Source organism: Micromonospora sp. B006, from assembly GCF_003408515.1.
Lineage (GTDB): Bacteria > Actinomycetota > Actinomycetes > Mycobacteriales > Micromonosporaceae > Micromonospora > Micromonospora echinospora_A.
Genome location: NZ_CP030865.1, coordinates 5,662,633 through 5,689,523 on the forward strand (window position 1 = coordinate 5,662,633; position 26,891 = coordinate 5,689,523).

General features: G+C 73.8%; 25 protein-coding genes. 7 read left to right on the top strand and 18 right to left on the bottom strand.

What is annotated here, in order from left to right:
* Window positions 1–61 precede the first annotated feature (61 nt).
* Window positions 62–652 (top strand): winged helix-turn-helix domain-containing protein, encoded by a 591-nt coding sequence (locus tag MicB006_RS25420; RefSeq protein WP_116509506.1) that lies wholly within the window; start codon window positions 62–64, stop codon window positions 650–652.
* 209 nt (window positions 653–861) lie between these two features.
* On the top strand, window positions 862–4,092 hold the full coding sequence (locus MicB006_RS25425) for an Ig-like domain-containing protein (RefSeq protein ID WP_116509508.1): 3,231 nt from the start codon (window positions 862–864) through the stop codon (window positions 4,090–4,092).
* A 64-nt stretch (window positions 4,093–4,156) separates the two neighbouring features.
* On the opposite strand, the gene MicB006_RS25430 is transcribed toward MicB006_RS25425, so the two are convergent.
* From MicB006_RS25430 to MicB006_RS25440, 3 genes are all read right to left on the bottom strand, one after another.
* Entirely contained in the window at window positions 4,157–5,203 is a 1,047-nt protein-coding gene (locus tag MicB006_RS25430) for a zinc-dependent alcohol dehydrogenase family protein (protein WP_116509510.1), read from the bottom strand.
* Window positions 5,204–5,757: 554 nt separating this feature from the next.
* A complete protein-coding gene (locus MicB006_RS25435; RefSeq protein WP_225980849.1) occupies window positions 5,758–6,477 on the bottom strand; it encodes a hypothetical protein in 720 nt (239 codons plus the stop codon).
* A gap of 5 nt (window positions 6,478–6,482) precedes the next feature.
* Entirely contained in the window at window positions 6,483–6,986 is a 504-nt protein-coding gene (locus MicB006_RS25440) for a SigE family RNA polymerase sigma factor (protein ID WP_116509512.1), read from the bottom strand.
* A gap of 136 nt (window positions 6,987–7,122) precedes the next feature.
* Between MicB006_RS25440 and MicB006_RS25445 the strand changes: the two genes are divergently transcribed.
* Window positions 7,123–7,917 carry a DUF3152 domain-containing protein gene (locus tag MicB006_RS25445; RefSeq protein WP_116509514.1) on the top strand — a complete coding sequence of 265 codons (795 nt, stop codon included), beginning with the start codon at window positions 7,123–7,125 and terminating at the stop codon, window positions 7,915–7,917.
* 128 nt (window positions 7,918–8,045) lie between these two features.
* Here MicB006_RS25445 and MicB006_RS25450 read toward each other — a convergent pair whose 3' ends face one another.
* The 5 genes from MicB006_RS25450 to MicB006_RS25470 all read right to left on the bottom strand — a co-directional run bounded on the left by MicB006_RS25450 (window position 8,046) and on the right by MicB006_RS25470 (window position 11,712).
* Window positions 8,046–8,873, bottom strand: a complete 828-nt coding sequence (locus tag MicB006_RS25450) for a DUF72 domain-containing protein (RefSeq protein WP_116511801.1) — start codon at window positions 8,871–8,873, stop codon at window positions 8,046–8,048.
* A 29-nt stretch (window positions 8,874–8,902) separates the two neighbouring features.
* On the bottom strand, window positions 8,903–9,532 hold the full coding sequence (locus MicB006_RS25455; RefSeq protein ID WP_116509515.1) for a hypothetical protein: 630 nt from the start codon (window positions 9,530–9,532) through the stop codon (window positions 8,903–8,905).
* On the bottom strand, window positions 9,529–9,867 hold the full coding sequence (locus MicB006_RS25460) for a hypothetical protein (RefSeq protein WP_152037889.1): 339 nt from the start codon (window positions 9,865–9,867) through the stop codon (window positions 9,529–9,531). Before MicB006_RS25460 ends, MicB006_RS25455 begins: the two co-directional genes overlap by 4 nt.
* A gap of 94 nt (window positions 9,868–9,961) precedes the next feature.
* On the bottom strand, window positions 9,962–10,567 hold the full coding sequence (prfH, locus tag MicB006_RS25465; protein ID WP_116509519.1) for a peptide chain release factor H: 606 nt from the start codon (window positions 10,565–10,567) through the stop codon (window positions 9,962–9,964).
* Window positions 10,564–11,712, bottom strand: coding sequence for an RNA ligase RtcB family protein (locus MicB006_RS25470; protein ID WP_116509521.1), 1,149 nt, complete (start codon window positions 11,710–11,712; stop codon window positions 10,564–10,566). The genes prfH and MicB006_RS25470 overlap by 4 nt, the downstream gene beginning before the upstream one ends.
* A gap of 218 nt (window positions 11,713–11,930) precedes the next feature.
* On the opposite strand from MicB006_RS25470, the gene MicB006_RS25475 reads away from it, so the two are divergent.
* Both MicB006_RS25475 and MicB006_RS25480 read left to right on the top strand, forming a co-directional pair.
* Complete coding sequence (locus tag MicB006_RS25475) at window positions 11,931–12,689, top strand: peptidylprolyl isomerase (protein ID WP_073827430.1); 759 nt, start codon at window positions 11,931–11,933, stop codon at window positions 12,687–12,689.
* 70 nt (window positions 12,690–12,759) lie between these two features.
* Window positions 12,760–13,737, top strand: a complete 978-nt coding sequence (locus MicB006_RS25480; RefSeq protein WP_116509523.1) for a DUF2804 domain-containing protein — start codon at window positions 12,760–12,762, stop codon at window positions 13,735–13,737.
* Between the two features lie 45 nt (window positions 13,738–13,782).
* Here MicB006_RS25480 and MicB006_RS25485 read toward each other — a convergent pair whose 3' ends face one another.
* The 10 genes from MicB006_RS25485 to MicB006_RS25535 form a co-directional block, all read right to left on the bottom strand.
* Window positions 13,783–15,156 carry a glycosyl hydrolase family 18 protein gene (locus MicB006_RS25485; protein WP_116509525.1) on the bottom strand — a complete coding sequence of 458 codons (1,374 nt, stop codon included), beginning with the start codon at window positions 15,154–15,156 and terminating at the stop codon, window positions 13,783–13,785.
* A gap of 121 nt (window positions 15,157–15,277) precedes the next feature.
* On the bottom strand, window positions 15,278–16,378 hold the full coding sequence (locus tag MicB006_RS25490) for an L-dopachrome tautomerase-related protein (protein WP_116509527.1): 1,101 nt from the start codon (window positions 16,376–16,378) through the stop codon (window positions 15,278–15,280).
* A gap of 85 nt (window positions 16,379–16,463) precedes the next feature.
* A complete protein-coding gene (locus MicB006_RS25495; RefSeq protein WP_116509528.1) occupies window positions 16,464–18,725 on the bottom strand; it encodes a catalase in 2,262 nt (753 codons plus the stop codon).
* Between the two features lie 321 nt (window positions 18,726–19,046).
* The gene (locus tag MicB006_RS25505) at window positions 19,047–19,871 is read right to left on the bottom strand and encodes a metallophosphoesterase (RefSeq protein ID WP_116509529.1); all 825 of its coding nucleotides are present in this window, start codon (window positions 19,869–19,871) and stop codon (window positions 19,047–19,049) included.
* Window positions 19,868–20,872 carry a prolyl aminopeptidase gene (gene pip, locus MicB006_RS25510; protein ID WP_116509531.1) on the bottom strand — a complete coding sequence of 335 codons (1,005 nt, stop codon included), beginning with the start codon at window positions 20,870–20,872 and terminating at the stop codon, window positions 19,868–19,870. Before pip ends, MicB006_RS25505 begins: the two co-directional genes overlap by 4 nt.
* Before the next feature lie 46 nt (window positions 20,873–20,918).
* Entirely contained in the window at window positions 20,919–21,293 is a 375-nt protein-coding gene (locus MicB006_RS25515; protein WP_073827436.1) for a hypothetical protein, read from the bottom strand.
* Window positions 21,294–21,416: 123 nt separating this feature from the next.
* On the bottom strand, window positions 21,417–22,889 hold the full coding sequence (locus MicB006_RS25520; protein ID WP_116509532.1) for a hypothetical protein: 1,473 nt from the start codon (window positions 22,887–22,889) through the stop codon (window positions 21,417–21,419).
* A gap of 135 nt (window positions 22,890–23,024) precedes the next feature.
* Complete coding sequence (locus MicB006_RS25525; RefSeq protein ID WP_116509533.1) at window positions 23,025–23,987, bottom strand: sensor histidine kinase; 963 nt, start codon at window positions 23,985–23,987, stop codon at window positions 23,025–23,027.
* The gene (locus MicB006_RS25530) at window positions 23,984–24,811 is read right to left on the bottom strand and encodes an MEDS domain-containing protein (RefSeq protein ID WP_116509535.1); all 828 of its coding nucleotides are present in this window, start codon (window positions 24,809–24,811) and stop codon (window positions 23,984–23,986) included. The genes MicB006_RS25525 and MicB006_RS25530 overlap by 4 nt, the downstream gene beginning before the upstream one ends.
* Before the next feature lie 23 nt (window positions 24,812–24,834).
* Window positions 24,835–25,944: a hypothetical protein gene (locus tag MicB006_RS25535; RefSeq protein WP_073827783.1), complete on the bottom strand. Its 1,110-nt coding sequence runs from the start codon at window positions 25,942–25,944 to the stop codon at window positions 24,835–24,837.
* A gap of 175 nt (window positions 25,945–26,119) precedes the next feature.
* Between MicB006_RS25535 and MicB006_RS32490 the strand changes: the two genes are divergently transcribed.
* Window positions 26,120–26,290: a hypothetical protein gene (locus MicB006_RS32490; RefSeq protein ID WP_225980502.1), complete on the top strand. Its 171-nt coding sequence runs from the start codon at window positions 26,120–26,122 to the stop codon at window positions 26,288–26,290.
* Window positions 26,287–26,592: a GNAT family N-acetyltransferase gene (locus MicB006_RS32495; protein ID WP_255419507.1), complete on the top strand. Its 306-nt coding sequence runs from the start codon at window positions 26,287–26,289 to the stop codon at window positions 26,590–26,592. The genes MicB006_RS32490 and MicB006_RS32495 overlap by 4 nt, the downstream gene beginning before the upstream one ends.
* Window positions 26,593–26,891: the final 299 nt, after the last annotated feature.

Here is a 26,891-nt window from a genome sequence, read left to right on the forward strand (position 1 = left end):
TGTCACCAACAGGCCCCCGGATCGGATGGCTTGTTGACAGTTTTTGTCACGGTGGGGCGCGGTGACGACTGACGGCACGAACGCGGCGAACTCCGGCACCGAGCCGCCGGAGCGGCCCTTCTCGCTCGTCATCGGAGTGACGTCGTCCCCGGCCGAGCGGCTGCGGCTGACGGAGCTGCTCGACGGCGTCGCGCCCCTGTTGATGGTCGCCGATCTGGACGAGCTGCGCGAGTTGATCACGGCGGACGCGCCGGCCCCGAACGACACGCCGGCCCCGGCCGACGCGCCGGCACCGCGGGACGCGCCGCCGTCGCCCGTACCCGGGGAGGAGCCCGCGCCGGACGGCGCCCTGGTGATCGACGCGGCCCGCTCCACCGCCCGGTGGGGCGACCGAGCGATCCCCCTGACCCGGCTGGAGCGCGACCTGCTGACCTGCCTGACCACCGAGCCGGTACGGGTGTGGAGCTACGCCGAGCTGCACCGGGCGGTCTGGCGCGACGCGCCGACGCACGGCCGGGCCGACGTGCAGTCCCTGGTGAAGCGGTTGCGACGCAAGCTCGACGAACTGGGCACCGGCGTCACCATCGCGGCGGTACGCGGTGTCGGCCTGCGGCTGACCGACCACCGTGACCCCCGGGTGCGGGGCGACTGACCGCCGCGACGGCCGGACGGCGGCGCGGGTGACCCGATCGGAGGAGCGGGGCTGCCGGTGTGGCCGAAATTGATGGCGACCGGTCGATTACCGGTGCGGCACGTATCGCGAGATGTCTTTGCCTCCTACGGTGGCGTCCGGCACGCGGACGGAGGGACCCGGGAATCACCCGAGGGGGGCCGTCCCGGCGGACAGGGAGAGTTGTCTCGATGCGAGTTTGGAGTCGCGCGGTGGCGGTGCTCGCCGCCGGCGCGGTCGTGGTGGTGGGCGTACCGGCGCTCGCCGGCACCGTCGTCGTGCGGGACGCCGGCGCAGCCGGCCGGACCGGCGCCCAGGCGACCGGCAGCAGCGCCGCGCTCGGCGCCGCGCGCACCACTGCCACCCGGGCACTGGTGACCCCCGGGGACACCCGGCTGATGCCGACCACGCCCCGCACCGACACGCCGCGGATCACCAACGGCGAGATCACCGACATCGAGGTGATCGGCAACCGAGTCTTCGTCGCCGGCACGTTCACCTCCATCTCGAACGTCGGCGGGACCGCGATCGCACAGAAGTCCCTGGCGTCGTACAACCTGGACACCGGCAAGGTGGACACCGCCTTCAAGCCGACGATCGACGGCGCGGTCGCCGCGGTGGAGGCGTCGCCGGACGGCTCGTCGCTCTACATCGCCGGCTCGTTCAACACGATCAACGGCGTCACCAAGCGCAAGATCGCCCGGCTGAACCCGGCCACCGGCGCGCCGGTCGCCGCGTTCACCGCCAGCGCGAACGCGCGGGCCACCGCGCTCGCGGTGAGCGCCAACGCGGTCTACGTCGGCGGCCAGTTCGCCACCGTCAACGGGGTCAGCCGCAGCGGCCTGGCCGCGCTCAACCCCACCACCGGCGCCGTCGACACCGGCTTCAACCTGCCGCTCACCGGCGGCATCGGCGTCGGCGGCATGCTCACCGTGCAGCAGCTCAAGCTCACCCACGACCGCAGCAAGCTGCTGGTCGTGCACACCGGCCGCCAGATCGCCGGCCAGGACCGCTACGGCGTGGCCCTGATCGGTACGGCGAGCAAGGCGCTGCTGCCGTGGCGTACCCGGCTGTGGGAGGACAACCTCTCCTTCGTCGGCGGCATCCAGCGCGTCTTCGCCGGCGACATCGCGCCCGACGACTCGTACTTCGTCGTCACCAGCGGCTCCGGCGGCGACCGCCCGCCGATCAACGACACCGCCATCGCGTACCCGCTGACCGGAAACGACAACGTCGAGCCACTCTGGATCTCCCGGCACTTCGACAGCATCTACTCGGTGGCGATCACCGACACCGCCGTCTACGTCGGCGGGCACTTCAGCTGGCAGGAGTCGCCCACCTCGAACGTGCCGTGGCCCGGCCTGGACAACGTCGGCTACGGCACCGGCCAGGGCCTCAGCGGCTACGGCCTCGGCGACCAGGTGGTCCGCCGCGACCACCTCGGCGCGCTGGACCCGCTCACCGGCACCGCGCTGGAGTGGAACCCCGGCTCCAACTCGTACGAGGGCGAGAAGGCGATGCTCGCCACCTCGCGCGGTCTGCTCGTCGGCGGTGACGGCAACGTCAAGGGCAGCAAGACCACCGGCCGGGTGGCCTTCTTCGACCTCTCCCAGCAGCCCGCGCCCGCGCCGCTGGACACCACGGTCACCACGCCGATCGAGGGCGCGGTGAAGCCGGCCGGCGAGGAGTTCACCATCAGCGGCCAGGCGCTCGCCCCGGCCGGCGTGGCCCGGGTGCAGCTGGAGATCCAGGACCGCAACAGCGGCAGGTACCTCCAGGCCGACCTGACCACCTGGGGCGCGTTCAAGGCGATCAACACGACGGTGGCCGCGCCGAACGCCACCTCCACCACGTGGAGCCTGCCGGTGACGCTGCCGGCCGGCGTCTACCAGTTGCAGGCCAAGACGTTCGATCGCAACGGCGCCGGCGACACCACCAAGGCGGTCAAGAAGATCGAGACGTTCCGCTTCGACGACCTGCCGCCGTCGACCCGGATCAGCTCACCGTCGGCCGGCCTGCTCGCCACGCAGACGTTCGTGGCCTCCGGCACCGCCACCGACGACAAGGGCGTCAACTCGCTGATCTACTCGTTCCGCACGGCGGACAACAGGTACCTCCAGGACGACGGCACCGTCGCCGCCGTCTACAACACCTTCCGCGGCGAGCCGGACGTGATCGGCGCGACGTCCGCCACCTGGCAGTACGAGGTCACGCTGCCGATCGAGGGGCAGTGGAAGATGACCGCCACCGCCGTCGACACGACCGGGCAGAGCGACCTGCGCGGCGACACCCGCGACTGGACCGTGTCCGCCAACGGCGTACCGCCGACAGTGGCGATCACCTCCCCGGTGGCGATGACCCCGCCGGGCAACCCGGCGCCGCTCACCGTCGCACCGGGCGGCACGATCACGTTCGCCGGCACGGCGAGCGACGACGACGCCCTCAAGTCGGTCGAGATCTACCTGCGCAACAACACCACCCGCGAGGCGCTCGCCACCGACGGCACCTGGGGCGCCGACTCGGTCGCCGGCTACCACCGGATCTCCCCGACCAACCTCGACGCGGCGACGTTCGACTGGTCGTTCACCACGGTGCCGCTCACCCCCGGCGTCTACGACTTCCGGGTACGCGCCACCGACAAGCTCGGCCTGACCACGTCCAGCAACAACATGGGCCGGCTCACCGTCACCGCCCAGGTGCCCGGCGACGCCTTCCCGAACGGGCTGCTCAGCTTCACCGGCACCAACCAGGACATCGACCGGCTGCACCTGGACCTGACCGGCACCGCCACCGACGACAAGGGCGTACGGGCGGTCCGGATCGCGCTGCGCGACCTGGACACCGGCCGGTACGTGCAGCCCAACGGCACCATGGCCGCCGCGTTCGCCACAGTCGACGCGACGCTCGCTTCGCCCGGCGCGACCAGCACCGGGTTCACGCTCTCGATCGACCTGCCCACCCGGGGCACGTACAGCGTCGAGGCGTGGGCCGTGGACACCGCGGGCCAGCAGGACAACTCGACCAGCGGCGCGACCGCCCGTTACCTGGTCTACCCGGGTGACACCGACCCGACGCTGGAGCCGAGCATCACGCCGGTCGAGGGACAGGCGTACACCGGCGGCCGGATCGTGGTCACCGGCCGGGCGGTGGACGACGGCGGGATGCAGAAGGTCGAGGTGCAGATCGGCAACAGCGCCGGGCAGGGCATGAACGCGGCCGGCACGTTCGGCCGGGCGGGCGCGCCGAGCAACTGGCCGTGGATCGCCACGTTCCTCACCAGCCCGGGCTCGCCGGGGTCGAACTTCGCGTACACGTCGCCGGTGATCCCGGCCGGCACGTACACGGTGACGATCCGCGGCATGGACAACCGCGGGCAGTACCAGCAGCCGCCCCGTACCGTCACGGTGACCGTCACCGACTGACCGGACGGCCTCGCGGGCCGGTCCGCGCCGGGTCTCCCGGCGCCGGGCCGGCCCGCGCCCGTTCTCAGGGCTGGATCAGGCACATCCCGGCGACGGCCGGCCGGTCCATCGTCGCCAGGGCGTCCGGCGCGGCGGCCAGGTCGACGATGCGGGTGACCAGCTCGGCGGGGCGCAGCACCCCGGCGGTGACCAGCCGCAGCATCTCCGGGTACGCGTGGGCCGGCATGCCGTGGCTGCCGAGCAGCTCCAGCTCGTACGCGATCACCAGGTCCATCGGCAGCGCCGGGCGGCCCTGCGCGGCGGGCAGCAGCCCGACCTGCACGTGCCGGCCCCGCCGGCGCAGGCCCTCGATCGACGCCACGCAGGTGGCGTGAGCGCCCAGCGCGTCCAGCGACAGGTGCGCGCCCCCGCCGGTGGCGGCCCGGACCGCGGCGGCCACCTCGCCCGGCCCGCCCAGCGCGCTGGCGTCCAGGCAGACCGCGGCGCCGCAGCGGCGGGCCAGCTCCAGCGCGCCGGGCGACACGTCCACCGCCACCACCCGCGCCCCGCTCGCCGCCGCGATCATCACGGCGGACAGGCCGACGCCGCCGCAGCCGTGCACCGCCACCCATTCGCCGGCGGCCACCCTGCCCTGCGCGATCACGGCCCGGAACGCGGTGGCGAACCGGCAGCCGAGCGCGGCGGCGGCCGTCTCGTCCAGCTCGTCCGGCAGCCGGACCAGGTTGACGTCGGCGTGCCGTACCGCGACCAGCTCGGCGAACGAGCCCCACCCGGTGAAGCCCGGCTGGGTCTGCCGCTCGCAGACCTGCTGGTCGCCCGCCAGGCACGAGGGGCACCGCCCGCAGGCGCAGACGAACGGCGCAGTCACCCGGTCGCCGGGCCGCCAGCCGCGTACGTCCGCGCCGGCCGCCACGACGACGCCGGCGAACTCGTGCCCCGGCACGTGCGGCAGGCGGATGTCCGGGTCGTGGCCCTGCCAGCCGTGCCAGTCGCTGCGGCACAGGCCGGTCGCGCCGACGCGGACGACCACTCCGTCCGGCGCCGGCGCCGGGTCGTCCACCTCCCGGACCTCCGGCCGCACCCCGAACCGCTCGAACACCACAGCACGCATGCCCCCGATCCTCACACCCCCCCCACCCGCCCTCCGCCCCACCCCCCCGCCCCTCCCGCCCCCACCCGCGCTCCGTGCCTCCCGCCCTCACCCGCCCTCCGCGATCTTGCACTTGCGGCCCCGTCGATGTCGTGAATGTCCCATCTGGCCGGTCAGAAAGCGCAAGATCGCGGAGAGCGGGCGGCGGGGTCGCCGGTGCCCGCCTCGCCTGCCCGTCTCAGGCGCCATGTCTCCCGTGACCTGAGATTCGTGGTCCGTATCCCGGGAGCTGTCGTAGATCTTGGTAGGAAAGTGCCCCTATAAGGGCCTTTTCGTACCAAGATCGGCGGGCAGCTCGGGCAGCTCGGGCAGCTCGGGCCGCCGGTGCGGGGGAGGGTGCGCGGGGCGGCTCAGAGCGGCGAATCAAGAAGTTCGGGGCGGGTTCGGCTCTCACGCCCCGCCCCCTGACGCCGGTGATCAAGGAGTTTGTGTCCTCACCAACGCGGTGTCAGCCCGCAAACTCCTTGATCACCGGGGGAGAGGCGAGGAGAAGGGGGAAAGGGGAGGGGTGCGGGCTACAGGCGGTGGCCCTGGGGGTCTCGGGCGGTGATGCCGTCGAGCGGGGTTCCCGGAGTGAGCGTCTTCGGGTCGAACCAGAAGATCACCACCTGGGGGTCCTCGCTCCACCGGGCCAGCTTCGCCTCGACCTGCCGGCCGTCGACTGTCCCGACGATGCGTGCCGCCGGGCCGACGAAGTAGCCGAACGTCGGTACCGGCGTGTCGGTGGGCGCCCGCTGCTGGTCGTACCCGATCTCGTGGAACCCGGCCCGGCGGTCGCTGCCGGAGACGTCGTTCACCAGGAAGTCGGAGGTCAGGCGGCCGTCCGGCGCGCGCCGTCCGGCGACCAGGCCGATCGTCACACGCGGCAGTTTCGGCACGTCGACCGGGACCATGAAGAACACGCGCGCGTCGGCGCCGTACCGGATGCCGCTGTCCACTACGGTCCCGAGCGGCCGCGGCGGCGACTCGGTCGGGGCCGGCGCGGCGGTCGGCGTGGGCGGGGGAGTGGCGGCGGACGCGGTGGCGCCCGGCTCCCCGGCCGGGAGGTCCGGCGGGCCGGGCCGCGTCGCCACGGCGTCGACCCCGACCGCCACCGCGACCGTCGTCACCGCCGCCGCGACCCCGGCGCCGATCCGTCGGCGACGGCGCAGCCGGCGTCCCCGGCGCATGATGTCCGCGATGTCCAGGCCGTCGGCCCGCTCGGTCACCCGCATCGCGCGGCGCAGCTCGTCCATCTCGGTCACCGGCACGTCTCCTGCGGTCGGGGCGCGGAAAGACCGGCGGTACGCAGCTTCTCCAGCGCGCGGGACGAGGTGCTCTTGACGGTGCCGACGGACACGTCGAGTTCGCGGGCCACCTGGGCCTCCGGCAGGTCGAAGTAGTGACGCAGGACGACGACGGCGCGTTCGCGCGCGGTGAGCGTGCCGAGCGCGGTGACCAGCCACCGCCGCGTCGCCACCTCCTCGGCCATGTCGCCGCCGGGCCGCTCCGGGAGGTCGTCGCTCGGGTACTCGCGGATCGGCCGCCGCCAGGTGTCGACGAGGTGGTTCACCAGCACCGACCGGGCGTAGCCGTACGGGTCGCCGTTGCGGATCCGGGACCAGGACGCGTACGTGCGCACGAGCGCGGTCTGGGCGGCGTCCTCGGCGTGATGGTGGTTGCCGGTCATGAGGAAGGCGGCGTGCGTCAGCCGCGCGGAGGACGCCCGCGCGAACTCGACGAACTCCGCGTCACCCCGGGCCATGCCGGTCCTCTGCACCTCTCACCCCGGTAGGGACGTGCGGGAAGCGGAAAAGGTTGAGTCCCGGCCGCACCAACTTTCGCCACGGGTCACCCGTCCTCATCCCCGCGCCCCCGACCGGGCGCCGAGGGGAGACGAGATGACCAGGACCGTGGACCGGACACGCGGCGGCGCGGCGGTGTTCGCGCTGGCGGTGTCGCTGGCCGGTTGCGCACCGGCGGTGGCCGACCAGCCCGCTGTCGCGCTGTCCGAACCGGCCGGGCCGTCCGCTGCCGCGCCGGTCGCGTCGGCGGCGGCGCCCGTCCGGCCCCGGCCGGCGCGGATCGGCTATCCCGCCGAGGGCGGCAACCGATGGCGGTTCGCCGCCGCCGAGCCGGCCACCACAAGGGGTACGGGCAAGCTGCTGCGCTACCGGGTGGCTGTGGAGCGCGACATCACGGGTCTGCCACCGGCCGAGTTCGGGGCGCAGGTCACCGGCATCCTCGCCGGCCCGGGTGGCTGGACGACGGACGGACGGATCGCCCTGCGCCGCGTCGGCGCCGACGGGCCCGCCGACTTCACCGTCTACCTCGCGACCCCCGGTACGCGCGACGACCTGTGCGGGGACGGGCTGGACCGGTACACGTCCTGCCGCAACGGGCACCGGGTGGTGGTGAACGTGGCCCGCTGGGTGCTCGGCGCGCCCGCGTACGGGAGCGACCTTGCCGCGTACCGCCGGTACGTGGTCAACCACGAGGTCGGCCACCGCCTGGGTCACGGGCACGAGCGCTGCCCGGGGCGGGGGCGTCCGGCGCCGGTGATGCAGCAGCAGACGCTCGGCCTGCACGGCTGCACCCCGAACCCGCTGCCGTTCCTGCGCGGCGAGCGGTACGCGGGCCGGTCCGGCGCGTACGACGACCGCCTGCCTCCGCCGGAGGGCGGCCGGCCGGGCTGAGGTCCGGCGCCGGGTCCGCGTGGCCGGGCTGCGCGGGCCGTCCGGCTGGGCGCGTGTGTGCCCGGCCGGGCGGCGATGCCACCCGGCGCTCAGCACAGCCTGGCCGGGCTGGCGATCCCGTCCGGCGCTCAGAACAGCGTGGCCGGGCCGACCGGTTCCGGCTCCGGCAGCGGCGCGAGCCCGGGCACCCGCTCGCGGACCTGGTCGTGGAAGCGACGGGCCAGCTCGGGCGCGTCCGCGTTGTCCGGCGTGTGCACGAACACCGTCGGCGAGCGGCCCTCCCGCAGCCAGCCGGTGACCACATTCAGCCACGGCTGCCAGCCCTCGACGGTGCGGGCCGGGTCGTCCCGGCCCAGGTAGCGCACGATGGGCCGGTCGGTCAGCGCCCGGGTACGCAGCGGCAGGCGCGGCTTGCGCGTCCACGCCTCCCGTTCCGCGTCGCTGGTCGGCGGCGTCCGGAAGAACGCTGTGGTGTCGAACGGGACCCACTCCGCTCCGTGCTGGTGCAGCGTGGCCTCCAGCGCGCGTACCGCGCCGGCCTCGGTGAAGAAGGCGGGGTGGCGGACCTCGACGGCGTACCGGTGACCGGCGGGCAGCGTGCGCAGGAACCGGTCGAGGTCGGGCACGTCACCGGGGCCGAACGAGCCGGGCAACTGGATCCAGAGCGCGTCCGCCCGGGGACCGAGCGGCTCCATCGCGTGCAGGAACGCCCGCAGCTCCGCCTCGCCGCCGGTGAGCCGGCGCTCGTGCGTGACCACCTTCGGCAGCTTCGGCAGGAAACGGAAACCCGGATCGGTCTGCTCGGCCCAGGACGCCACCGTCTCCCGGGCCGGGGTGGCGTAGAACGTGGTGTTGCCCTCCACGGCGTCGCACCACCCGGCGTACGCGCGCAGCCGCTCGTGCGCGGGCAGCGGGTGCGGCAGGAAGCGGCCGGACCAGGACTTGTGCGTCCACATCGCACAGCCCACGTGCAGGCGCAGCCCGGTCACCGGTAGGGCCAGCTCGTCGAGCCGCCGAGCCGCGCCGCCTCGCGGTTCCACTTCCGGGTGAAGTACAGCGCGAGGCAGCCGAGCCCGGCGAGCACCGGGGCGAGCAGCATGAGCAGCAGTCCGGCGTCGAGCCGGAACCTGTCGCTCTGGATGCCCTTGGCGGTGGTCAGCGCAAACGCCTCCGCACCGGCGCCGGTGCAGCTCACGAAGTCGGTCTCCATCCAGCCGATGCCCTCGGTGGCCAGCACCGGAGTGAACTGCCGCGAGTCGCCGCGATCGCGCATCACCGCCGCGGTCCCCTCGGGCCGGGCCCCGGTCAGATCCCTGGTCCGCTGCTCGCCGGTGGAGTAGACCCGGCTCTTCGTGGTGCACCGGACGGTGGCGGGGTCGACTGTGGCGGGGGTGGCGAGGATCAGGATGTTGCCGGGGCGTACGCCGGTGTCCCGCACCTTGATCTCGGCGCCGGGGGCGAACTCGGCGGCGGCGGAGAAGGTCGACGCGGCCGCGAACGGACCTGTCTGGGTGAGCAGTGCCAGGCCGAGGAACCCGGCCAGCAGGAACCCGCCCCCGCCGACGAAGATCCACATGGCGACCACGGCGCGGAAGCGCTGCACGAGCGGGTTCACTGGACGCGGTCCATGTCGCAGGCGCCCTCGGTGACCTGTCCGGGGTCGGCGGAGTACACGCTGCGCTTGGCGTCCGGCACGGACAGCTGCACGCAGAGCGCTGACGCGTCGTTGTTGGTGACGAACGTGACGACGCCGACGCCGTCGTAGTCCCCGACCGACAGATCGCTCACGCCCCGGGGGAACTGCCCGGTCTCCTGCTTGACGGACACGGCCTCGCGCATCGCGTCGCGAAGGTAGGTCTCGGGATCGGTGCCGGCATCGCCGCCGCAGGAGGCGAGCAAGAGAACCCCTGTCGCCAGCGCCGCCGTCAGACCGGTCCTTCTCCGTCGCATCCGTCCTCCTCGCGCGCCACGTCGGCGGGCTGGGGCCGCCCGTCCGCCGCGCCCACGGTAGCCGGACCGGTCAGCGACGGCGGATCGGGCCGCGTCAGGGCCGCTCCACCCGTACCGGGTCGCCGCGCACGAGGTCGTCGTGGATGCGCCAGCGGGCGTCGACGCCCGCGCGCCGGGCCGCCTCGTCGTCGGCGGCGACCCGCTGCCGCAGCAGCTCGACCGCGATACGGCGGTTGAGGTGCAGGTGCCGTTCGGTGTCCACCACCACGGTCCGGCCGGACGGGCGGTGCGTGGCCCGGACGGCGGTGCTGGCCTTGTTGCGGTGCTGGCCGCCCGGCCCGCCGGTGCGGCACGGCACGAACTCCACGTCCGCCTCGTGGAACGGCGTGACCACCACGTCGGTCCGGCACGGGCGCGCGGTGACGTACCAGTTCTTGCGGCCGTGGCCGGTCCGGTACGGGCTGGGCGCCTGCCAGCAGAGCGTGCCGGTCCACCCGGCCGCGAAGCCCTCCGCCCCGGCGCCGGTGATCCGGACCAGCACCGACCGGTAGGTGCCGGCCCGGTCGCCGGGCACCGTCTCGACCCGCTCGGTACGCAGACCCCGCCCGGACGCCTCGCGCTCCAGGCGGGACAGCAGCCGGGTCAGCGCCCACGCGCACTCGGCGGGTCCGCGCCCGGCGGACAGCAGCAGCTCGGTCACCGGCGGCCCTTCCGCCGCTCGTCGCGCCGGCCCACGTCCGGCGTCTTGTAGGTGACCAGCGGAACCGTTGTGGTGATCGGGGTGGCGAGGTCGTGCGCCACCAGGTCGCCGATGACCTGCTCGATGCGCTTGTACGCGGTGGGCGCCTCCTCGAACAGCAGCTGCCGGTCGCCGCACACCACGATCGAGCCGACCGGCGTACGCCGCAGTTCCTCGACGGTGTGCTTGGCCCGGCCGCGGCGCAGCGCGTCGGCGCGGGACATCTTGCGTCCGGCGCCGTGCGCCACCGAGTAGCCGGCGTCCGGCCCGGCGTGCGCGGCCACCAGGTAGGAGGGCGTGCCACGGGTGCCGGCGATCAGCACGTCCCGCCCGTCGCCCGGCGCCGCGCCCTTGCGGTGCAGGTAGTGCCCGTCGCGGATCTCGACCAGGTTGTGGCACTGGTCGACGACGGGCTCGGTCGGTTCGGCGCCGAGCGCGTACGCGACCCGTGCCGCCAGCAGCCGCCGGTTGAGCGAGCCCCAGCGCACCGCCGCGTCGTGCCGGGCCAGGTACGCGTCCGGGTCGGGCGCGGGACCGGCGCCGTGCGTCTCGGTGTGCTCGCGCAGGATGCGCTCGCCCAGCCCGCGCGACCCGGAGTGCACCACGAGCACCAGGTCACCGGTGGCCAGCCCGAGCCGCGCGGCGTGCTCCGCCGCGAGGACCGGCCCGACGCGGGCCAGCTCGACGAAGTGGTTGCCGCGCCCGACAGTGCCGAGCCCGTCGAGGTGACCGGCCGGGATCTCGCCGTCCAGCACCGACCACGCCGGGTCGTCGGCGTCCGGGTCGAGCGCCCGGTCCAGGTCGGGGAACCGGGCCGCGAGCCGTTCGGGTACGACCCGGCGCAGCGCGATCGGGAACACCGCGATGCCGCACCCGATGTCGGAGCCGACGAGGAACGGATACAGCACCGTGGAGGACATCGCTGCGCCGATCGGCGCGCCCTTGCCGGGGTGCAGGTCGGGCATGGCGGCGACGTGCGCCATGCCGTCCAGGGCGGCGACCTGACGGCACTGGTCGAGCGCGGCGGACTCGATCCAGCTGCCGGGGGAGGAGAAGACGGAGACGGTGGCGGGCACGACGGCCCGCCCGGAGGGGTACGCGGACACAGACGCTCGTTTCTGCGGAAAGAGAGGCGGGAACGGCAGGCGGCGAGGAGGGCCTGCGGGCTGGGGTGCGATCCGTCAGAACGTCATGCCGCTCACCTTCTCGGAAGCGGCGCGGGCCGGCAACCGACTTTCGACCCGCCGAGCGCCCGCGTCGACATCGGGTGACCCGATCCATAGACTCCGGTCGTTCTGGTACCACGAGTCCAGGGAGGACCACCGTGTCGAGCGAAACCCGAACGCACGCCGCCTTACCCCTGCTGGCCCGCCTCGCCGGGGTGAGCGTGGCCGCCGCGACGATCGTCGCCGCCGCCGGTGTCGCCGCCACCGCGGCACCCGCCGCCGACCCCGCGCCGACGAAGGGGCCGTGCGCGTACACGCCCACGCCGGACGAGCCCGCGGCCCGGCCGGTGTCGCTGCCGCCGGACCCGCGCCGGACGCCGGACCGCGGCACCGTGCGGGTCACGCTGCGCACCAACCAGGGGCCGATCGGGTTGACGCTGGACCGCGAGCAGGCGCCCTGCACCGTGCAGAGCTTCCTGCACCTGGTCCGCAAGCACTTCTACGACCGGACGCCCTGCCACCGGCTCACCGCGTACCCGACGCTGACGGTGTTGCAGTGCGGTGACCCGTCCGGCACCGGCGAGGGCGGCCCGGGCTACCGGTACCGCGACGAGCTGCCCACCGACCTGCCGCCCGCGCCGACCGACCCGACCGGCGTACGCCGCCTGTACGCGCGCGGCACCCTGGCCATGGCCAACGCCGGCCCGGACACCAACGGCAGCCAGTTCTTCCTGGTCCAGGCCGACTCGGCGCTGCGCCCCAACTACACCGTGTTCGGTCAGGTCGACGCGGCCGGGCTGGCCACGCTGGACCGGATCTCGGCCGGCGGCATCGCGCCCACGCCGGAGGACCCGGCTCCGGTCGACGGCGCCCCGGCGGTGCCGGTGGAGATCTGCCGCGCCAAGCAGGGCCGCTGACGCGACGGCCCGGCGGGACGGCTGACGAGGCCGCCCGCCGGGCCCGCGTCGCCGCCGGTAGCCTGCGGCGATGACGCATGAGCGGGAGATCACCGAGCCGGTGGACCTGTGCCGGCCGGACGGGCGGCTGAACCCGGCGGCGGTCGGCTGGAGCCGCCGGCCCCTGCACCGGGCGAACCTGCGCGGCTGGGGCCGGGCCAAGCGGTGGGAGCACTGGGGCGTGGTCACCCCGACGCACATCCTCGGCCTGGTCGCGTCGTCGCTGGACTACGCCGGGGTGCAGAGCCTCTACCTGCTCGACCGGCGCACCGGCCGGGAGACGACGGCGGAGGCGGTGGTGCCGTTCGCCCGGGGCACTGTGCTGCCCCCGGTCAGCGGCGACGGCCCGGTCCGGGCCCGGGGCGGGAACCTCACCATCGCCGTGGACCAGGGCCCGGACGGCAGTACGCTGCGGGCGAGCGCGCCCGGCGTCGAGGTGGACCTGACCGTGCCGCTGCGGCCGGGGCACGAGTCGCTCGGCGTGGTGGTGCCGTGGAGCACCCGCCGCTTCCAGTACACGGTCAAGGACATCGGCCGCCCGGTGCACGGCACGCTGACTGTCGACGGCACCGCGTACCCGGTGGGGGAGGGGTCGTACGCGGCGCTCGACCACGGCCGGGGCAAGTGGCGGTACGCGGTGCGGTGGAACTGGGCGGCCGGCAGCGGGCCGGGCCGGTCGATCCAGCTCGGCGGGAAGTGGACCGACGGCACCGGCTCGACCGAGAACGCGGTCTTCGTCGACGGGCGGCTGCACAAGATCGGCACCGACCTGACCTGGGAGTACGACCGCGTCGACTGGCTGCGGCCGTGGCGGATCACCGGCGACCGGGTGGACGTCACGTTCCACCCGTTCCACGAGCGGGTGGCGCGTACCAATCTGGTCGTGCTGGCCGGGGAGACGCACCAGTGCTTCGGGCACTTCACCGGCTGGGCCGCGACCGACGACGGCGAGCGCGTGGACCTGGACGGCCTGGTCGGCTGGGCCGAGGAGGCCCGCAACCGCTGGTGAGGCCGGTCCCCGCCGGGCGGGACGGCCCGGCGGGGACTCCCGGGGTCAGGCCGGCAGCCGCCAGACCTGGTTGGCGCCGCCGAAGCAGTCCCAGATCTGCAACCGGGTGCCGTTGGCGGAGCTGTTGCCGGTGGCGTCCAGGCACCGCCCCGACGCCGGGTTGCGCAGCGTGCCGTTGCTCTGGGCCGTCCAGACCTGGGCGCCGGTGCCGTTGCAGTCCCAGAGCTGGATCGTGGTGCCGTTCGCGGTGCCGGCGCTCGTCACGTCCAGGCACTTGCCCAGCGCGCGCAGCGTGCCGTCACCGGCGACGGTCCAGCTCTGCGCGGCGGTGCCGTTGCAGCCGTAGAGCTGGATCGCGGTGCCGTTGGCGGTGCTCGCGGCCGCCACGTCCACGCAGGCGCCGCCGATGCCGGTGATCGGCCCGGTGCGCCCGGACGGCGGCGGCGTGCCACCGCCGGTGACGGTGTCGTAGATCGCGCTGACCAGCGAGGTCGAACCGGTGGTGTCCTGCGACAGCTCCCAGTTCATCATCCCGCCGGCGTTCGCCATGGCCCACTGCGTCTTGCGCTTGACTGTCGGTACGCCGTTGTAGCACTGCTGCGCGCCGCCCACTGTGGTGCAGTCCCGGTTGGCGTTCGCCGGGTCCATGCCGACCAGCGCGGAGTAGGTGTAGTAGCCGGGCCGGCTGTAGAAGGGCACGCCCAGCACCGCCTTGGCGGCGGGCAGGCCGCGTGACTTCCACCTGTTGATGCTGGCGATCGACCAGTCGTAGTTGGCGTGCGGGCTGCCGCCGTCGTACGCCATGATGTTCAGCCAGTCCACCGAGCCGAAGACGGCGGTGGGCACGCCGTCGACGTAGTAGCCCTCGGAGACCACGGCGGCGGTGAGCAGCTTGCCGCGGCTGTGCAGGGCGCTGCCGAGCTGCTGCATCAGCAGCGTGTAGTTGTTCGCCGAGGCGCCCGGGTCGGGGTACTCCCAGTCCATGTCGACGCCGTCGAGGTTGTACTGGTTGACGAAGGCGATCAGGTTGTTGACGAACGCGGTGCGCGTGCCGGAGTTCGCGGCGAGCGCCTCGAACGCGGAGTCGTCGCCGTCGTTCCAGCCACCGACGGCGATGGAGACCTTGACGTTGTTGGCGTGCCCGAGCGACACCAGCGAGGAGAGCTTGCTCGGGTTCTCCACGGAGCGCAGGCTGCCGTCGCCGTTGGGGAGCACGAACGCGTAGTTGATGTGGGTGAGCTTGCCGTACTGGATGCTGTTGACGTTGCCGCTCCAGGACGGCATGTATCCGACGCTCTTGAAGTTGTTCGGCAGCACCACCGCCTCGGCGGCGGTCGGGGCGAGGGTGAGCGTCGCGGCGGTGGTGGCCAGCGCGAGCGCAGCGGCGGCCAGGCGCCGCCGGAGGTGAGGTCTGGGCATCGAGGGCCTTCCCGGGGACGGGGGCGGATGGGGGTCTTCCTCGAGGTGGCCCAAATATTAAAGAGTATTAACTAAGGCGTCAACGACACACTTCGATACGTGACACGGCATGCGCCCTCGGTCAGCGCAGCAGCACCGGCCCGGCGCCGATCGGCACCCGGAACAGCGCGTACGGCTTGCGCCGCAGATCCCGTCCACCCTGGTAGGTCGCCTGCCGGTGCAACTGGTTCGCGGTGACGTACAGGTGGCCGTCGACGGCGACCGACATGGTGTCCGGCCAGAGCAGGCGCGGATCGTGCGCCACCGTCTCGAACTCCCCGTCCGGGCGGCGCCGCAGCACCGCGTCGTGCTCGTACGCGGTCAGGTAGAGCGCTCCGGAGTCGTCGGTCTCCAGACCGTCGGAGCCGGTGCCCTTGTCGCCCTCGTCCACCACCGTGGCGGCGACCTGGTCGTCGCCGAGCGACCGGTCGGCGAGCGCGTCGGTGGCCACGCTGTACCAGCGGCGCGAGGCGAGCGGGCAGTAGTACAGCCGGGTGCCGTCGGCGGAGATCGCGATGCCGTCCGCGCCCATCGACACCGGCTTCGCCGGCCCGTCCGCCGGGCGTTGCAGGAACGGCCGCCCCTCCACCACCGGCCGGAACGCCGACAGCGGTTCGGCCTTGGTGGACGGATGCTCGTGCAGCCGGCGCCAGGACTCCCCGGTGGCGAGGTCCACCACGATGAGACCGTTCGGACCGGAGTCGGAGGAGTCGGTGATGTAGGCCAGGCCCGCCTCGCCGCGGCGCAGGTCGAACCGGACGTCGTTGAGGTACGTCGTGGGCAGCGCCACGTCGGCCGGGAAGGTGATCACCTGTCCGACGGAGTCGGTGTCCAGGTCGACGCGGACCAGCTTCAGCCCGCCCGGCTTCGTGGGCTGGAACATCGGGCTGCCGGTGTCGAGCACCCAGAGGCGGTCGGCCGGGTCGACCACGATGCTCTGCACCGAGACGAACGCGCCCGCGTCGTCGTCGCCGGACGGGTCGTTCCAGCCCTGATCGGGGAACGGCACCTCACGGCCGTCGCGCAGCTCGACCACCGTGGCCGGCACCTCGTCGCCCCACTTCGGGAAGTTGACGAAGATCCGGCCGGTGTGCGACACGCTCACCCCGGTCGGCATCGCCCCGGTGAAGGTGTGCACCAGTTCCAGCTCGCCGACCGGCTCATCGGCCACAGGCCCGTTCATCCACTGCTCGTTCCCGGGCGGGACCGCGGCAAACGTGGGCGTGGGGCGGTCCCGGATCCGGGACCGCCCCACGCACGGGACGAGATCAGGCGACCGAGGCCGGGAACCTCTCCCAGACCCGGTGCGCCGCCATCAGCCGCTGCACCTCGGTGAGCACCTCGGCGCCGGAGCCACCGGTGACCACGCCCGGCGTGCCGGCGACACCGGCCTGGCTCAGCACCTCGGCGCCCGCGCCCCAGGCGCCGATCACCTTGGCGTGCCGCCACGCCTCCTCGACCAGCAGCAGCACCCGCGGGTCGACGGTGGCCGCTCCCGGCTTGCCCGCCTTGGCGTCGCGGGCCGGCAGCGCGTCCGGCGCCGGGGCCGGGGCGCCGGCCAGCAGCACCGCGTCGAACTCGACCGAGCGGCCGGTGGCGAACGTGCGCTGCACCGGCAGCCCGTCGACGGTGCCGCCGTGCGCGGCGATCAGCAGCGGCACCATGCCGGCGGCGAACACCGCCCGGCGTACCTCGTGCACGTCGCCCAGGTCGGCCTGGGCGTCGACCACGATGCCGACCATCCGGCCGTCGGCCGGCCACTCCCGGCCCACCTGGGACAGCGCCGGGCTGGGCTGCACGTCCGCGAGCGGCGCCGTGGGCTGCGGCACGGGCAGGCCCAGGCCGATCGCCACCTGCTCGCACAGCACCGGGTCCACGTTCGCCAGGCACTGGAGCTGCCGCTCCTTGATCGCCTGGTGGTAGCACTTGCCCAGCTCGAACGTGTACGCCCGGATGATGTGCTCCTTCTCCACCGGCGACATGCTCTGCCAGAACAGGCGTACCTGGCTGTAGTGGTCGTCGAAGGAGGCGGGCGCGGCCCGCACCTTCGGCGCCTCGGCCACCGTCACCGGCGTGTCCACGAACGCGTGCTCCCGGTCGCCGGCCGGGAACGGGTTGCCGCCGTCGAGCGAGTTCGGCCGGTACGGCGCCACGCCCGCGTGCACCGCGTGCTGGTGGAAGCCGTCACGGAACATGTCGTTGACGTCGGCGTGCGGCCGGTTGATCGGGATCTGGGTGAAGTTCGGCCCGCCGAGGCGGGTGAGCTGCGTGTCCACGTACGAGAAGAAGCGGCCCTGCAACAGCGGGTCGTTCGTCACGTCGATGCCCGGCGGCAGGTGCCCGACGTGGAACGCCACCTGCTCGGTCTCGGCGAAGAAGTTGCGCGGCGTCTTGTTCAGGGTGAGCTTGCCGATCGGCTGCACCGGCGCCAGCTCCTCCGGCACGATCTTCGTCGGGTCGAGCAGGTCGATTCCGGCGAACGTCTCCTCCGGCGTGTCCGGGAAGACCTGGATGCCCAGCTCCCACTCCGGGTACGCGCCGGCCTCGATCGCGTCGTACAGGTCGCGGCGGTGGTAGTCCGGGTCGATGCCGCCGATGAGCTGCGCCTCCTCCCAGGTCAGGGAGTGCACGCCCAGCTTCGGCTTCCAGTGGAACTTGACCAGCACCGTCGCCCCGGCCTCGTTCACCAGGCGGAACGTGTGCACGCCGAAGCCCTCCATGGTCCGGTAGGACCGCGGGATGCCCCGGTCGGACATGTTCCAGATGGTGTGGTGCTGCGCCTCGGTGTGCAGCGAGACGAAGTCCCAGAACGTGTCGTGCGCGCTCTGGGCCTGCGGGATCTCCCGGTCCGGGTGCGGCTTGCCGGCGTGGATGACGTCCGGGAACTTGATCGCGTCCTGGATGAAGAACACCGGGATGTTGTTGGCGACCAGGTCGAACGTGCCCTCGTCGGTGTAGAACTTGGTGGCGAAGCCACGGGTGTCACGGACCGTGTCGGCCGACCCGCGCGAGCCGAGCACTGTGGAGAAACGGACGAAGACCGGCGTCTCGCGGCCCTTCTTCAGGAACCCGGCCCGGGTCACCTCCTCCGCGGTGCCGTACGCGACGAACGTGCCGTGCGCGCCCGCGCCCCGGGCGTGCACCACCCGCTCCGGGATCCGCTCGTGGTCGAAGTGGGTGATCTTCTCCCGCAGGTGGTGGTCCTGGAGCAGGACCGGGCCGCGCGGACCGGCCTTCAGCGAGTGGTCGGTGTCGCGCAGCCGGGCGCCGTTGGCGGTGGTGAGGTACGCGCCCTGCTGCCCCTTGGCGATCTTCGGCACGCCGGTCTCGGCGCCGGTCGGGGTCCGGGTGTCCGGCGCGCCCTGCTCGTCCTTGGGCGGCAGCGGCCCGTGCGGCGTGGTCGGCTCCTCCAGTGGCGGCGGCGCGCTGCCGGGAGCGCCCGGCACGTCCGGAGTCAGCGCGTCGCCGACCTTCTCGACGGCGGCTTCGACGACACCCTTGACGATCTGGGTGGGCTTGCTGGATTCCATCAGGACCTGTCCTCCTACAGCGAAATGTCCAGGCCCCTTCGGCCGTACCCCAGCTCAGGGCGGGCAAACCGGAACAATCGCGGAATCGCTGCTCAGGACCGGCGCGGCACGGCCACGGCGGTGAGGAGCAGCCCGCCGGCGACCAGCCAGCGGCCGTCCAGGACGTCCAGCGGCGGGCCGGGTCGGCGGCGCGCAGTGCGGCCAGCCGCTCCGGCTCGCCCGCCACGGTGACCACGCCGGCCACCCCGTCGGGCAGCGGCTCGTGCGGCTCCGCGTCGATGCCCAGACCGGCCAGCGCCCCGGCCGGCGCCACCGCAGCGATCATCCGAGGATCCGCTTCATCGGCGCCGGCTCGCCGCCGCGACGCCGCCACTCGCGCGGGTAACCCAGCGACACCTCCTCGAACCGCACCCCGTCGTAGTGCGTGGTGCGCGGGATGTGCAGGTGGCCGTAGACGGCGACCGCCGCGCGGTGCCGCACGTGCCAGTCGGCCGTCTGATCGGTGCCGCACCACTGCGCGAACTCCGGGAACCAGAGCACCTCGGTGGGCTGGCGCACCAGCGGCCAGTGGGTCACCAGCACCGTGGGCAGCGCCGGGTCGGTGGCCGCCAGCCGCCGCCGGGTCGCCTCCAGCCGCGCCCGGCACCAGGACTCCCGGTCCGGGTACGGGTCGGGGTGCAGGAGCATCTCGTCGGTGCACACCACACCGGCGTCGTACGCCGCGCGCAGCGACTCCTCCTTCGTGGTGGTGCCGGGGGCGCGGAACGAGTAGTCGTAGAGCACGAACAGCGGCGCCACGGTGACCGGGCCGCCGTCACCCCGCCACACCGCGTACTCGTCCTCCGGGGTCAGCACGCCCAGCTCGCGGCACATCGCCACGAGCGCGTCGTAGCGGGCCACGCCGCGCAGCGTCACCGGGTCGTTCGGGTGGGTCCACAGCTCGTGGTTGCCGGGCGCCCACACCACAGTGGCGAACCGGTCGCGCAGCAGCCGCAGCGTCCGCTCCACGTCGGCGAAGACCTCGCCCACGTCACCGGCCACGATCAGCCAGTCGTCCGCCGTCTCCGGCCGCAGGCCGTCCACCACCGCGCGGTTCTCCGCGTACGACACGTGGAGGTCACTGACCGCGTACAGCGCACCCGTCACCCGGCCGATCCTGCCAGCGGCGCTCCCGGATGACCAGGCTCGCCGGCCCGGCTCTCGACCCGCGCGGTCACCTCGTCCAGCGCGCGCAGCACCTCGCGGGTCACCCCCGGCTCGGCCGCCGAGTGCCCGGCGTCGGGCACGATGCGCAGCGTCGCCTCGGGCCACCGGTGGGCCAGGTCGTACGCGGACACCGGCGGACAGCACAGGTCGTAGCGGCCGTTGACGATCACGGCGGGCAGGTGCCGGATCCGGTCCACGCCGTCGAGCAGCTGGCCCTCGCCGAGGAAGCCGCCGTGCACGGCGTAGTGCGACAGGATCCGGGCCACCGGCAGCGCGTGCTCGTCGGCGGTGAAGTGGGCGAGCAGCTCCGGGTCGGGGCGCAGCGCCGAGTTGACCGCCTCCCAGCGTCCCCAGGCGCGCGCCCAGACCCGGGCCTGCGCCTCGTCCGGGCCGTGCAGCCGCCTGTGGTACGCGTCCAGCACGTCGTCGCGCTCGCCCGGCGGGACCGGGGCGACGAACCGCTCCCATTCCTCGGGCTGCAGGTGCCGCAGCCCGCCCTGGTAGAACCAGTCCCGCTCGCCGCGCCGCAGCAACAGCACGCCGCGCAGGACCAGGCCGGTCACCCGCTGCGGGTGCGCCTGCGCGTACGCCAAGCCGAGCGTGGTGCCCCACGACCCGCCGAACACCAGCCACGAGCCGATGCCCAGCCGCTGCCGGATGGTCTCCAGATCGGCCACCAGATGCCAGGTGGTGTTGGCGCGCACCTCGCCGTGCGGGGTGCTGCGGCCGGCGCCGCGCTGGTCGAACAGCACCGCCCGGTAGCGCCCCGGGTCGAAGAAGCGGCGCGCGGCCGGCACCAGCCCACCGCCGGGCCCGCCGTGCAGGAACACCACGGGTACGCCGTCCGGCCGCCCCACCTCCTCCACGTACAGGACGTGGCCGTCACCGACCGGGAGCCGGTGGGTGGCGTACGGTTCGGCGGGCGGGTGCAGGCCGGTCATGCCCGGTCATTCTGCCCGCCGCGGCCGGCGTCCGGCGGCCCGTCGTTCAGCAGGCGACGTTGCCGCCGAGGTTGTCCAGCAGCGCGTCGGCGACCCAGCCGGAAACACCCGTGGTGACATCCCGCAGGTACGTCCACGTGTAGGTGGTCTTGCCGTTGGCGGTGACCCGGTCGCCACTGGCGAAGCAGTGGAAGTCGACGTTGTGGTTGAGCTGCCCGTAACCCAGCGAGGCGCAGGTGGTGTGCGGGCCGGTGCGGATGTTGACGTTCGTCGCGTTGAACAGCTGGCCGAACTTGCTGTCGACGTTGGAGTGCGAGTGGCTGCACCCGGCGCTCGCCGGTCCGGCCGTGGCGGTCACCACGGCGCCCGCCGTGGCGACGGTCAGGACGACGGCGGCACCGATCGAGGAAATCTTCCGCATACCCGTCAACCCCCGGATAAAGATCGAGATGCACCAGCAGATCGATCCAAATATTTGCATAGAGCAAGGTCGATGGGCAAGATGCGGCGCCGCAGGCCCGGCCGGACCGGCGGCGCCGATCGCTCAGGCGGTGGCCGGCACGCCGTTGTCCGTACCCGTTGTCTCGATCTCGGGCACCCCGCGCGGAGCCGGCGTGCGGACCGCGAACGCGTCGAAGCTCGGTCCGTCCAGCCGCTCGACGATCGGCTCCACGGCGGGCGGCTCCGACCGGTCCGGCTCGCCCGCGTCCGCCTCGATCCGCCCGTCCCCGGTCCGAGCCGCCGCGTCGGCGTCGGCGGCGACCGCCGGACGCACCGACACCTGCGGGTACTCGGCGGTCTCCCCGCCGCCCGCGGCGGCCGCCATGACCGCCGCCGCGGCGAGGTCGGCGACCCGCTTGGCCTCCCGCTGCACCCGGGCCCGGGTGTCCTTGGCGTGCTGCTCGGCCAGGTCCGCCGCGCGCCGCGCCTCGTCGAGCCGCCTGGTCTCGGCGGTCAGCTCCCGGCGTACGCCGACCAGCCGCTCCTCCAGGTCCGCGCCGTTGCGCTCGATCGTGCCGATCTCCCGGCGGGTCTCCTCCAGCTTCCGGGAGACCGTCTCCAGTTCCGCCTTGAGCCCGGTGAGCGTCTCCTGCCGCTGCTGGATCTCCCGCTGCACGCCGGCGAGCTGCTCCTGGTGCGCCGCCGTCTCCTCGTCGGCCCGGTCACGGACCTCGGTGGCGTACTGCTGGGCCTCGGCGACGAGCGCGGCGATGTCCTTCTCGGCGGCCGCGGCCCGGTCGGCCAGCTCCTGCTCGGCGGCGGCCCGCCGCTCGTCCAGTTCCTTGGCCATCGTGGCCTGCCACTGGGCCAGCTCCTGCTGGGCCTTGCTGCGGTTGGCCTGGACCTCCTGCTGAATCTGCGTCCGCGCGGCCTTCACCAGCGCCTCGGACGCCGAACGCGCCTGCTCGACCTGCTGCGCGCTCTGCTCGCTGACCCGCTTCGCCTCCTGCTGGGCGCGGTCGTGCGCGGCCTGCCCCTCGACGCGCAGCTTCTCCGCCAGCTCCCGCACGGCGGTCAGCTCCGCCTGCGCGGCGGCCCGTCGCTCCTCGTCCACCCGCTCCTGCTCGGCCCGGCGCGCCGACAGCTCCTCGTCCAGCTCGCGCCGCTCCCGCGCGGCCTGCTCCTGCGCCGCGGCCAGCAGCTTCTCCGCCTGCGACTGGAACTCGTCCGCCCGCCGGGTGGCCACCTCGGTGATCTGCCCGGCCTGCTTCTCGGCCAGGTCCAGGATCTGGTCGACCATCGGGCCGAGGTCCCGGAAGGACGCCCGGTCCACCGCCGCCGCCGGACGCTCACGCAGCTCGGCCGCCTCGGCCTGCGCCCGCTGCGCCTGCGCGGTCAGCTCACGCACCTGCGCGTACGCCCGGTCCCGGGCGGTGGTGAGCGCGCTGACCTCGGCGTCGACCTGCTCGACGTACCGGTCCACCTGACGCTTGTCGTAGCCGCGCAGCGCCGGATCGAAGCGCGGGCGCGCGGACACGTCGTCGTGGGGAGCGAACGGATCGTCGCCGTTGGACATGCGCCATCCTCCGTCGGTTCGCCAGCGCCAGGCCGGCGGATGACCGCCCCGCAGGGCACGATGAGGCGCTACGGTACCGCGTCCGCGCGCGCGTCTCGCCCCGCCCCGCCCGCTGCCCGCCGACCGGCGTCGCGGTCAGACCGGGAAGTGCGGGTTCCCCGCCGTCAGACGGATGGTGAAGCCGCTCGCGTCGCGGTGGTGCGTCACGTGGTCGCAACTCTGGTGGCTGATCCAGAGACCCAGCCCGCCGTCGGAGCCGTCGCCGACGGGCAGCAGCCCGGCGTACGGGTCCTTCGGTCCGGGGCCCCGGTCGTGGACGGTGACCACGATCCGGTCGGGGGTGCGCCACAGCCGCATCCGCACCGGCGGCTCGCCGTGGCGCAGCGCGTTGCTGACCACCTCGCTCACCGCGATGACCAGCCCGTCGGCGCTGTCCGGCGGGAGCAGGCCGTTGTCGGCGGCGCGCACCTCCGCCCGGGCCCGGGCCGGCGTCGGGTCGACCAGCTCGACGAGCGGCGCCGTCCGCTGCACCGGGTCCAGCGGCGCCGGACGCGGCTCGGTCAGGTAGCTCATCGGGTCGGTGTAGAGATCGGCCGTCACGTGCCCGCCGTCCGGCCGGGCCACCCGGGGATGGGTACGCGCCACGTCGGCCAGCACGCGCGCGGGGGTGCTGCGGCGGTCGTAGGCGCAGATGCTCCAGAGCGGGAAGTCGTCGTAGGCGTGGTTGATGGCCGACTCGTAACGGGCCCACCAGTCCCAGGTCGCGCCGAGCAGCACCGGCGGCAGCTCGCCGACCACCCGGATCTGCGCCGCTCCCTCCGCCATGTACGAGGCGAGCAGTTCCCGGTAGACGCGCAGCGCGACGCTCGGTCGGGCGTAGAGGTCGCCGACCGGCAGGAACGTGACGTCGGCGCCGGCCGGCAGCGCCCGGCGCACCAGCTCGGCGTTGGGCTCGTCGAGGTTCACCGCCGTCGGTTCACCCGCGGCGAGCCCGTCCAGCAGGAACGGCACGGCCACGGCGAGCAGCTCCTCGTCGGAGTCGTAGAGGAACGCCTCGTGGAAGTAGCCCACGTGACCGGAGGCGGCGCCGGTCCTCATCGAAGCACCTCCACCCGCACCTCGGTCAGGCCAAGCAGCTCGACCAGCCGGGCCGGCGCCCGGTGCGGCGTGCGCAGCACCGCGACGGCGTCGTGGCGGCGGGCGTGGTCACGCAGGTGCAGCAGGCTGCGGTGATCCACGAAACGCAGCTCGGCGGCGTCGAACACGAGCCGGCCGGCCACCGGCCGCGGGTCGGCCCGCTCCAGCGCCACCGCGAAGCCCCGGTGGTTCGACGGGTCCAGTTCGCCGCCGAGCGCAACCACCGCGTCACCCCCGCCGGAGTGCAGCCGGAACAGCACATCGGCGTTGGTCTCCGGGTGCAGGCAGGCCAGCTCCTCGATCGCCGCGTCGCCGAGCTGCCGGCGGTCGTAGGCGCAGACCGCCGACATCGGCCGGTGCCGCATCCAGTGGTCGATGCGGTGCTCGTAGCGGGCGAAGGCGTCCCGCTGGGCGGGGGTGCGGACCAGGCTGGTCGCCTCGGCCAGCACCCGCAGGCCGGTGTGACCGGCGGCCAGCGCGTCGGTGGTGGCCCGCGCGTACGCCCGGACCTGCCGCTCCGGGTCGACGATCTCGTCGTGCCGGTACGCCTCGCCGACGGGGAGCAGGCGCAACGCGTCCCGCCGGCGTGCGGCGTCGACCCCGGGCACCGACCTCAGCCAGCCGGCCATGGTGGCGCGATCCTGCGGGCCCACCACCCATACCTGCTCCCCGGCGGCGAGGCCGGCGGTGACCTGCTCGACCGCCAGCGCGCGCAGCGTGGCCGGATCCTCGTAGGTGAGGCAGCCGTGGGAGTAACCCGGGTACGACACGCCCTCGCTGGTCACCGGCCCCGCCTCATGGGCACAGTCTATGCCGTGCCCACCTGCAGGTCCCGCCAGGCCGTGGCCTCGGGCGGCGGGTCGCCCAGCTCGAACTCGGCCCAGTTGTTCCAGTACGCGATCGCGTCCACGTCGTTCTGCTGACGCAGCCAGGTGACGTGCTCCCGGACGGTGCGCGCCCGGCCCGCGCCGGTGGTGTCGGCGGCGGTGCGGCTCAGGCCGTACTCCGGGACCAGCAACCGGATGCCCGGGTACGCGGCGCGCACCTTGCCGAAGGCCACCCCGAACATCCGCGAGGCCGGCCAGTACGCGGCGGTGTCCCGCGAGTAGCAGTCCACGCCGTAGTGGGTCATGCCCGGGTAACCCCAGTCGGTCGGGTTGCCGCGTCCCTCGTCCAGCCAGTAGCGCGTCACGATCGGGCCGTGCCCGAGCACCCAGCGCCGGTTGCGGTGCGCGGCCACGATCTGCGTCACCCGGCTCGCCGTCGCCCGGTACGTGGCCGGGGCCACGTCGCCCATCGGCTCGTGGTACCAGGTCAGGTAGATCGGGCGGTTCACGCCGTCGAGCCAGCCGGCCAGCTGCTCGACGTCGTCCTTCCAGCTCACGTGCATGACGGCCGACGGCGCGTCGGCGAACTTCCCGGTGTTGAGCGCGGGCAGCTCCGGCAGCGTGTCCGCGTCCGGACCGTCGGTGCCGAAGTCGCGCATGTAGCGGATGCCCGGGAAGTCGGCCACCGCCCGCTGCGTCCGCGCGCCCTTCTCGGCGCTCATCCCGACCAGCAGCGGCACGGTCAGCGTGGTGGTGCCCGTGCCGGTGCGGCCGGCGCCGTCACGCGCCGTCGCGGTCAGCGTCACCGTGCCCCGGCCGGCCAGCACGGTGACTGTGAAGCGGCCCGGTTCGGCGCCGGCCGGTGTGACAGTCACCCCGGGCGAGGCGCTGGCGAGCTGGACGGTCAGCGGGACGCTCAGATCCACCCGGACCGGGCTGTCCCAGGTGACGCCGGTGGGGTCGCTGACCCGGCCGGCGAGCGTCAGCAGCCGCGAGTCGGGGTGGTAGGCGTCGACCCGTACGGTGGTCGACTGCCCGGGCAGCAGGACGGTCTGGTCGGCGGTGACGGAGCGGACGACGGGTGCGGCCATGAGGATCTCCTTCGACGTGCTCGGCTGCCGCTCCAGCCGCACGTCTTCGGGTGGCCAGAATGGCTCTGACCTGCGCTTTTACCAGCTTGCGTCGGTTCGGCCGCGATCGTCAGGGCAGCCGCAGATGGCGCGAAACCCGGTCGCAGCCACGCTGTCACGCCCGCATCCTGGACCGATGTCGATCAGCGTGCGGGAACTTCGCGTGCCGGACTGGCCGGCGCTCTGGCCGATGATGCGGGACATGGGCGTCGGCGACGAGCCGCCGGAGGCGCACCGGCTCCGCTCGCCGCGCTGCTCGCCGACCCCCGCTGGGCGCTGCTCGGCGCCACCGGCGCCGACGGGTTGATCGGGTACGCCGCCGCCCAGGACCACGGCCCGCACCTGCGTTCCGGCGACGCGCACCGCACCGTACGCCTGCACGACCTGTACGTCCGTCCGGACCGTCGGCGTGACGGGGTGGGCCGGATGCTGTTCACGGCGGTCCGCCGCTGGGCGGCCGGCCGGGCGCGGCACCTGGAGTGGCAGGCCCACCACGAGCGGGCGGCGCCGTTCTACGAGCGGCTCGGCCACCGGGGCGACCCGTGCCCACAGCCGGACCACCCGACGTTCCTGCTCGACCTCACCCGCACTGACCCCACCCCGCACTGACCCTCCCAAGATCGTCACGAGTTCGGGGAGGTGGCTGCATCGGAGGGCCTCTGATGTCCCCACTTCCCCGAGCTGGCGTGGATCTTGGAGCGGGTTGGCGCCACTTCGGCGAGCTGGTGTGGGCCCTGCGGGTCGGGGGAGTTGTCGGAGGTGGGGAGAGGTGCGCGCCTCGGCTGGTTGGTGTCGTCTGGCTGGTGCCCGCGTAGCTGCGGTGGCCCGTCGCGCGCGCGGTCGACGGTCAAGATCGTCACCAGTTCGGGGAGGTGGCTGCGTCGGAGGGCCTCTGATGTCCCCGCTTC

Coding starts and splice junctions, on each gene's coding strand:
- MicB006_RS25450 (WP_116511801.1), bottom strand. CDS start 8,873: ATGTGGACGCACAAGTCCTGGTCCGGCCGCTTCCTGCCGCACCCGCTG.
- MicB006_RS25460 (WP_152037889.1), bottom strand. CDS start 9,867: ATGCGACGGAGAAGGACCGGTCTGACGGCGGCGCTGGCGACAGGGGTT.
- MicB006_RS25430 (WP_116509510.1), bottom strand. CDS start 5,203: ATGCGTGCTGTGGTGTTCGAGCGGTTCGGGGTGCGGCCGGAGGTCCGG.
- MicB006_RS25435 (WP_225980849.1), bottom strand. CDS start 6,477: ATGGACGAGCTGCGCCGCGCGATGCGGGTGACCGAGCGGGCCGACGGC.
- MicB006_RS25535 (WP_073827783.1), bottom strand. CDS start 25,944: ATGGCCGCACCCGTCGTCCGCTCCGTCACCGCCGACCAGACCGTCCTG.
- MicB006_RS25440 (WP_116509512.1), bottom strand. CDS start 6,986: ATGGCCCGGGGTGACGCGGAGTTCGTCGAGTTCGCGCGGGCGTCCTCC.
- MicB006_RS25480 (WP_116509523.1), top strand. CDS start 12,760: ATGACGCATGAGCGGGAGATCACCGAGCCGGTGGACCTGTGCCGGCCG.
- MicB006_RS25425 (WP_116509508.1), top strand. CDS start 862: ATGCGAGTTTGGAGTCGCGCGGTGGCGGTGCTCGCCGCCGGCGCGGTC.
- MicB006_RS25445 (WP_116509514.1), top strand. CDS start 7,123: ATGACCAGGACCGTGGACCGGACACGCGGCGGCGCGGCGGTGTTCGCG.
- MicB006_RS25520 (WP_116509532.1), bottom strand. CDS start 22,889: ATGTCCAACGGCGACGATCCGTTCGCTCCCCACGACGACGTGTCCGCG.
- MicB006_RS25490 (WP_116509527.1), bottom strand. CDS start 16,378: ATGAACGGGCCTGTGGCCGATGAGCCGGTCGGCGAGCTGGAACTGGTG.
- MicB006_RS32490 (WP_225980502.1), top strand. CDS start 26,120: ATGTCGATCAGCGTGCGGGAACTTCGCGTGCCGGACTGGCCGGCGCTC.
- MicB006_RS25525 (WP_116509533.1), bottom strand. CDS start 23,987: ATGAGGACCGGCGCCGCCTCCGGTCACGTGGGCTACTTCCACGAGGCG.
- MicB006_RS25515 (WP_073827436.1), bottom strand. CDS start 21,293: ATGCGGAAGATTTCCTCGATCGGTGCCGCCGTCGTCCTGACCGTCGCC.
- MicB006_RS25485 (WP_116509525.1), bottom strand. CDS start 15,156: ATGCCCAGACCTCACCTCCGGCGGCGCCTGGCCGCCGCTGCGCTCGCG.
- pip (WP_116509531.1), bottom strand. CDS start 20,872: ATGACCGGCCTGCACCCGCCCGCCGAACCGTACGCCACCCACCGGCTC.
- MicB006_RS25495 (WP_116509528.1), bottom strand. CDS start 18,725: ATGGAATCCAGCAAGCCCACCCAGATCGTCAAGGGTGTCGTCGAAGCC.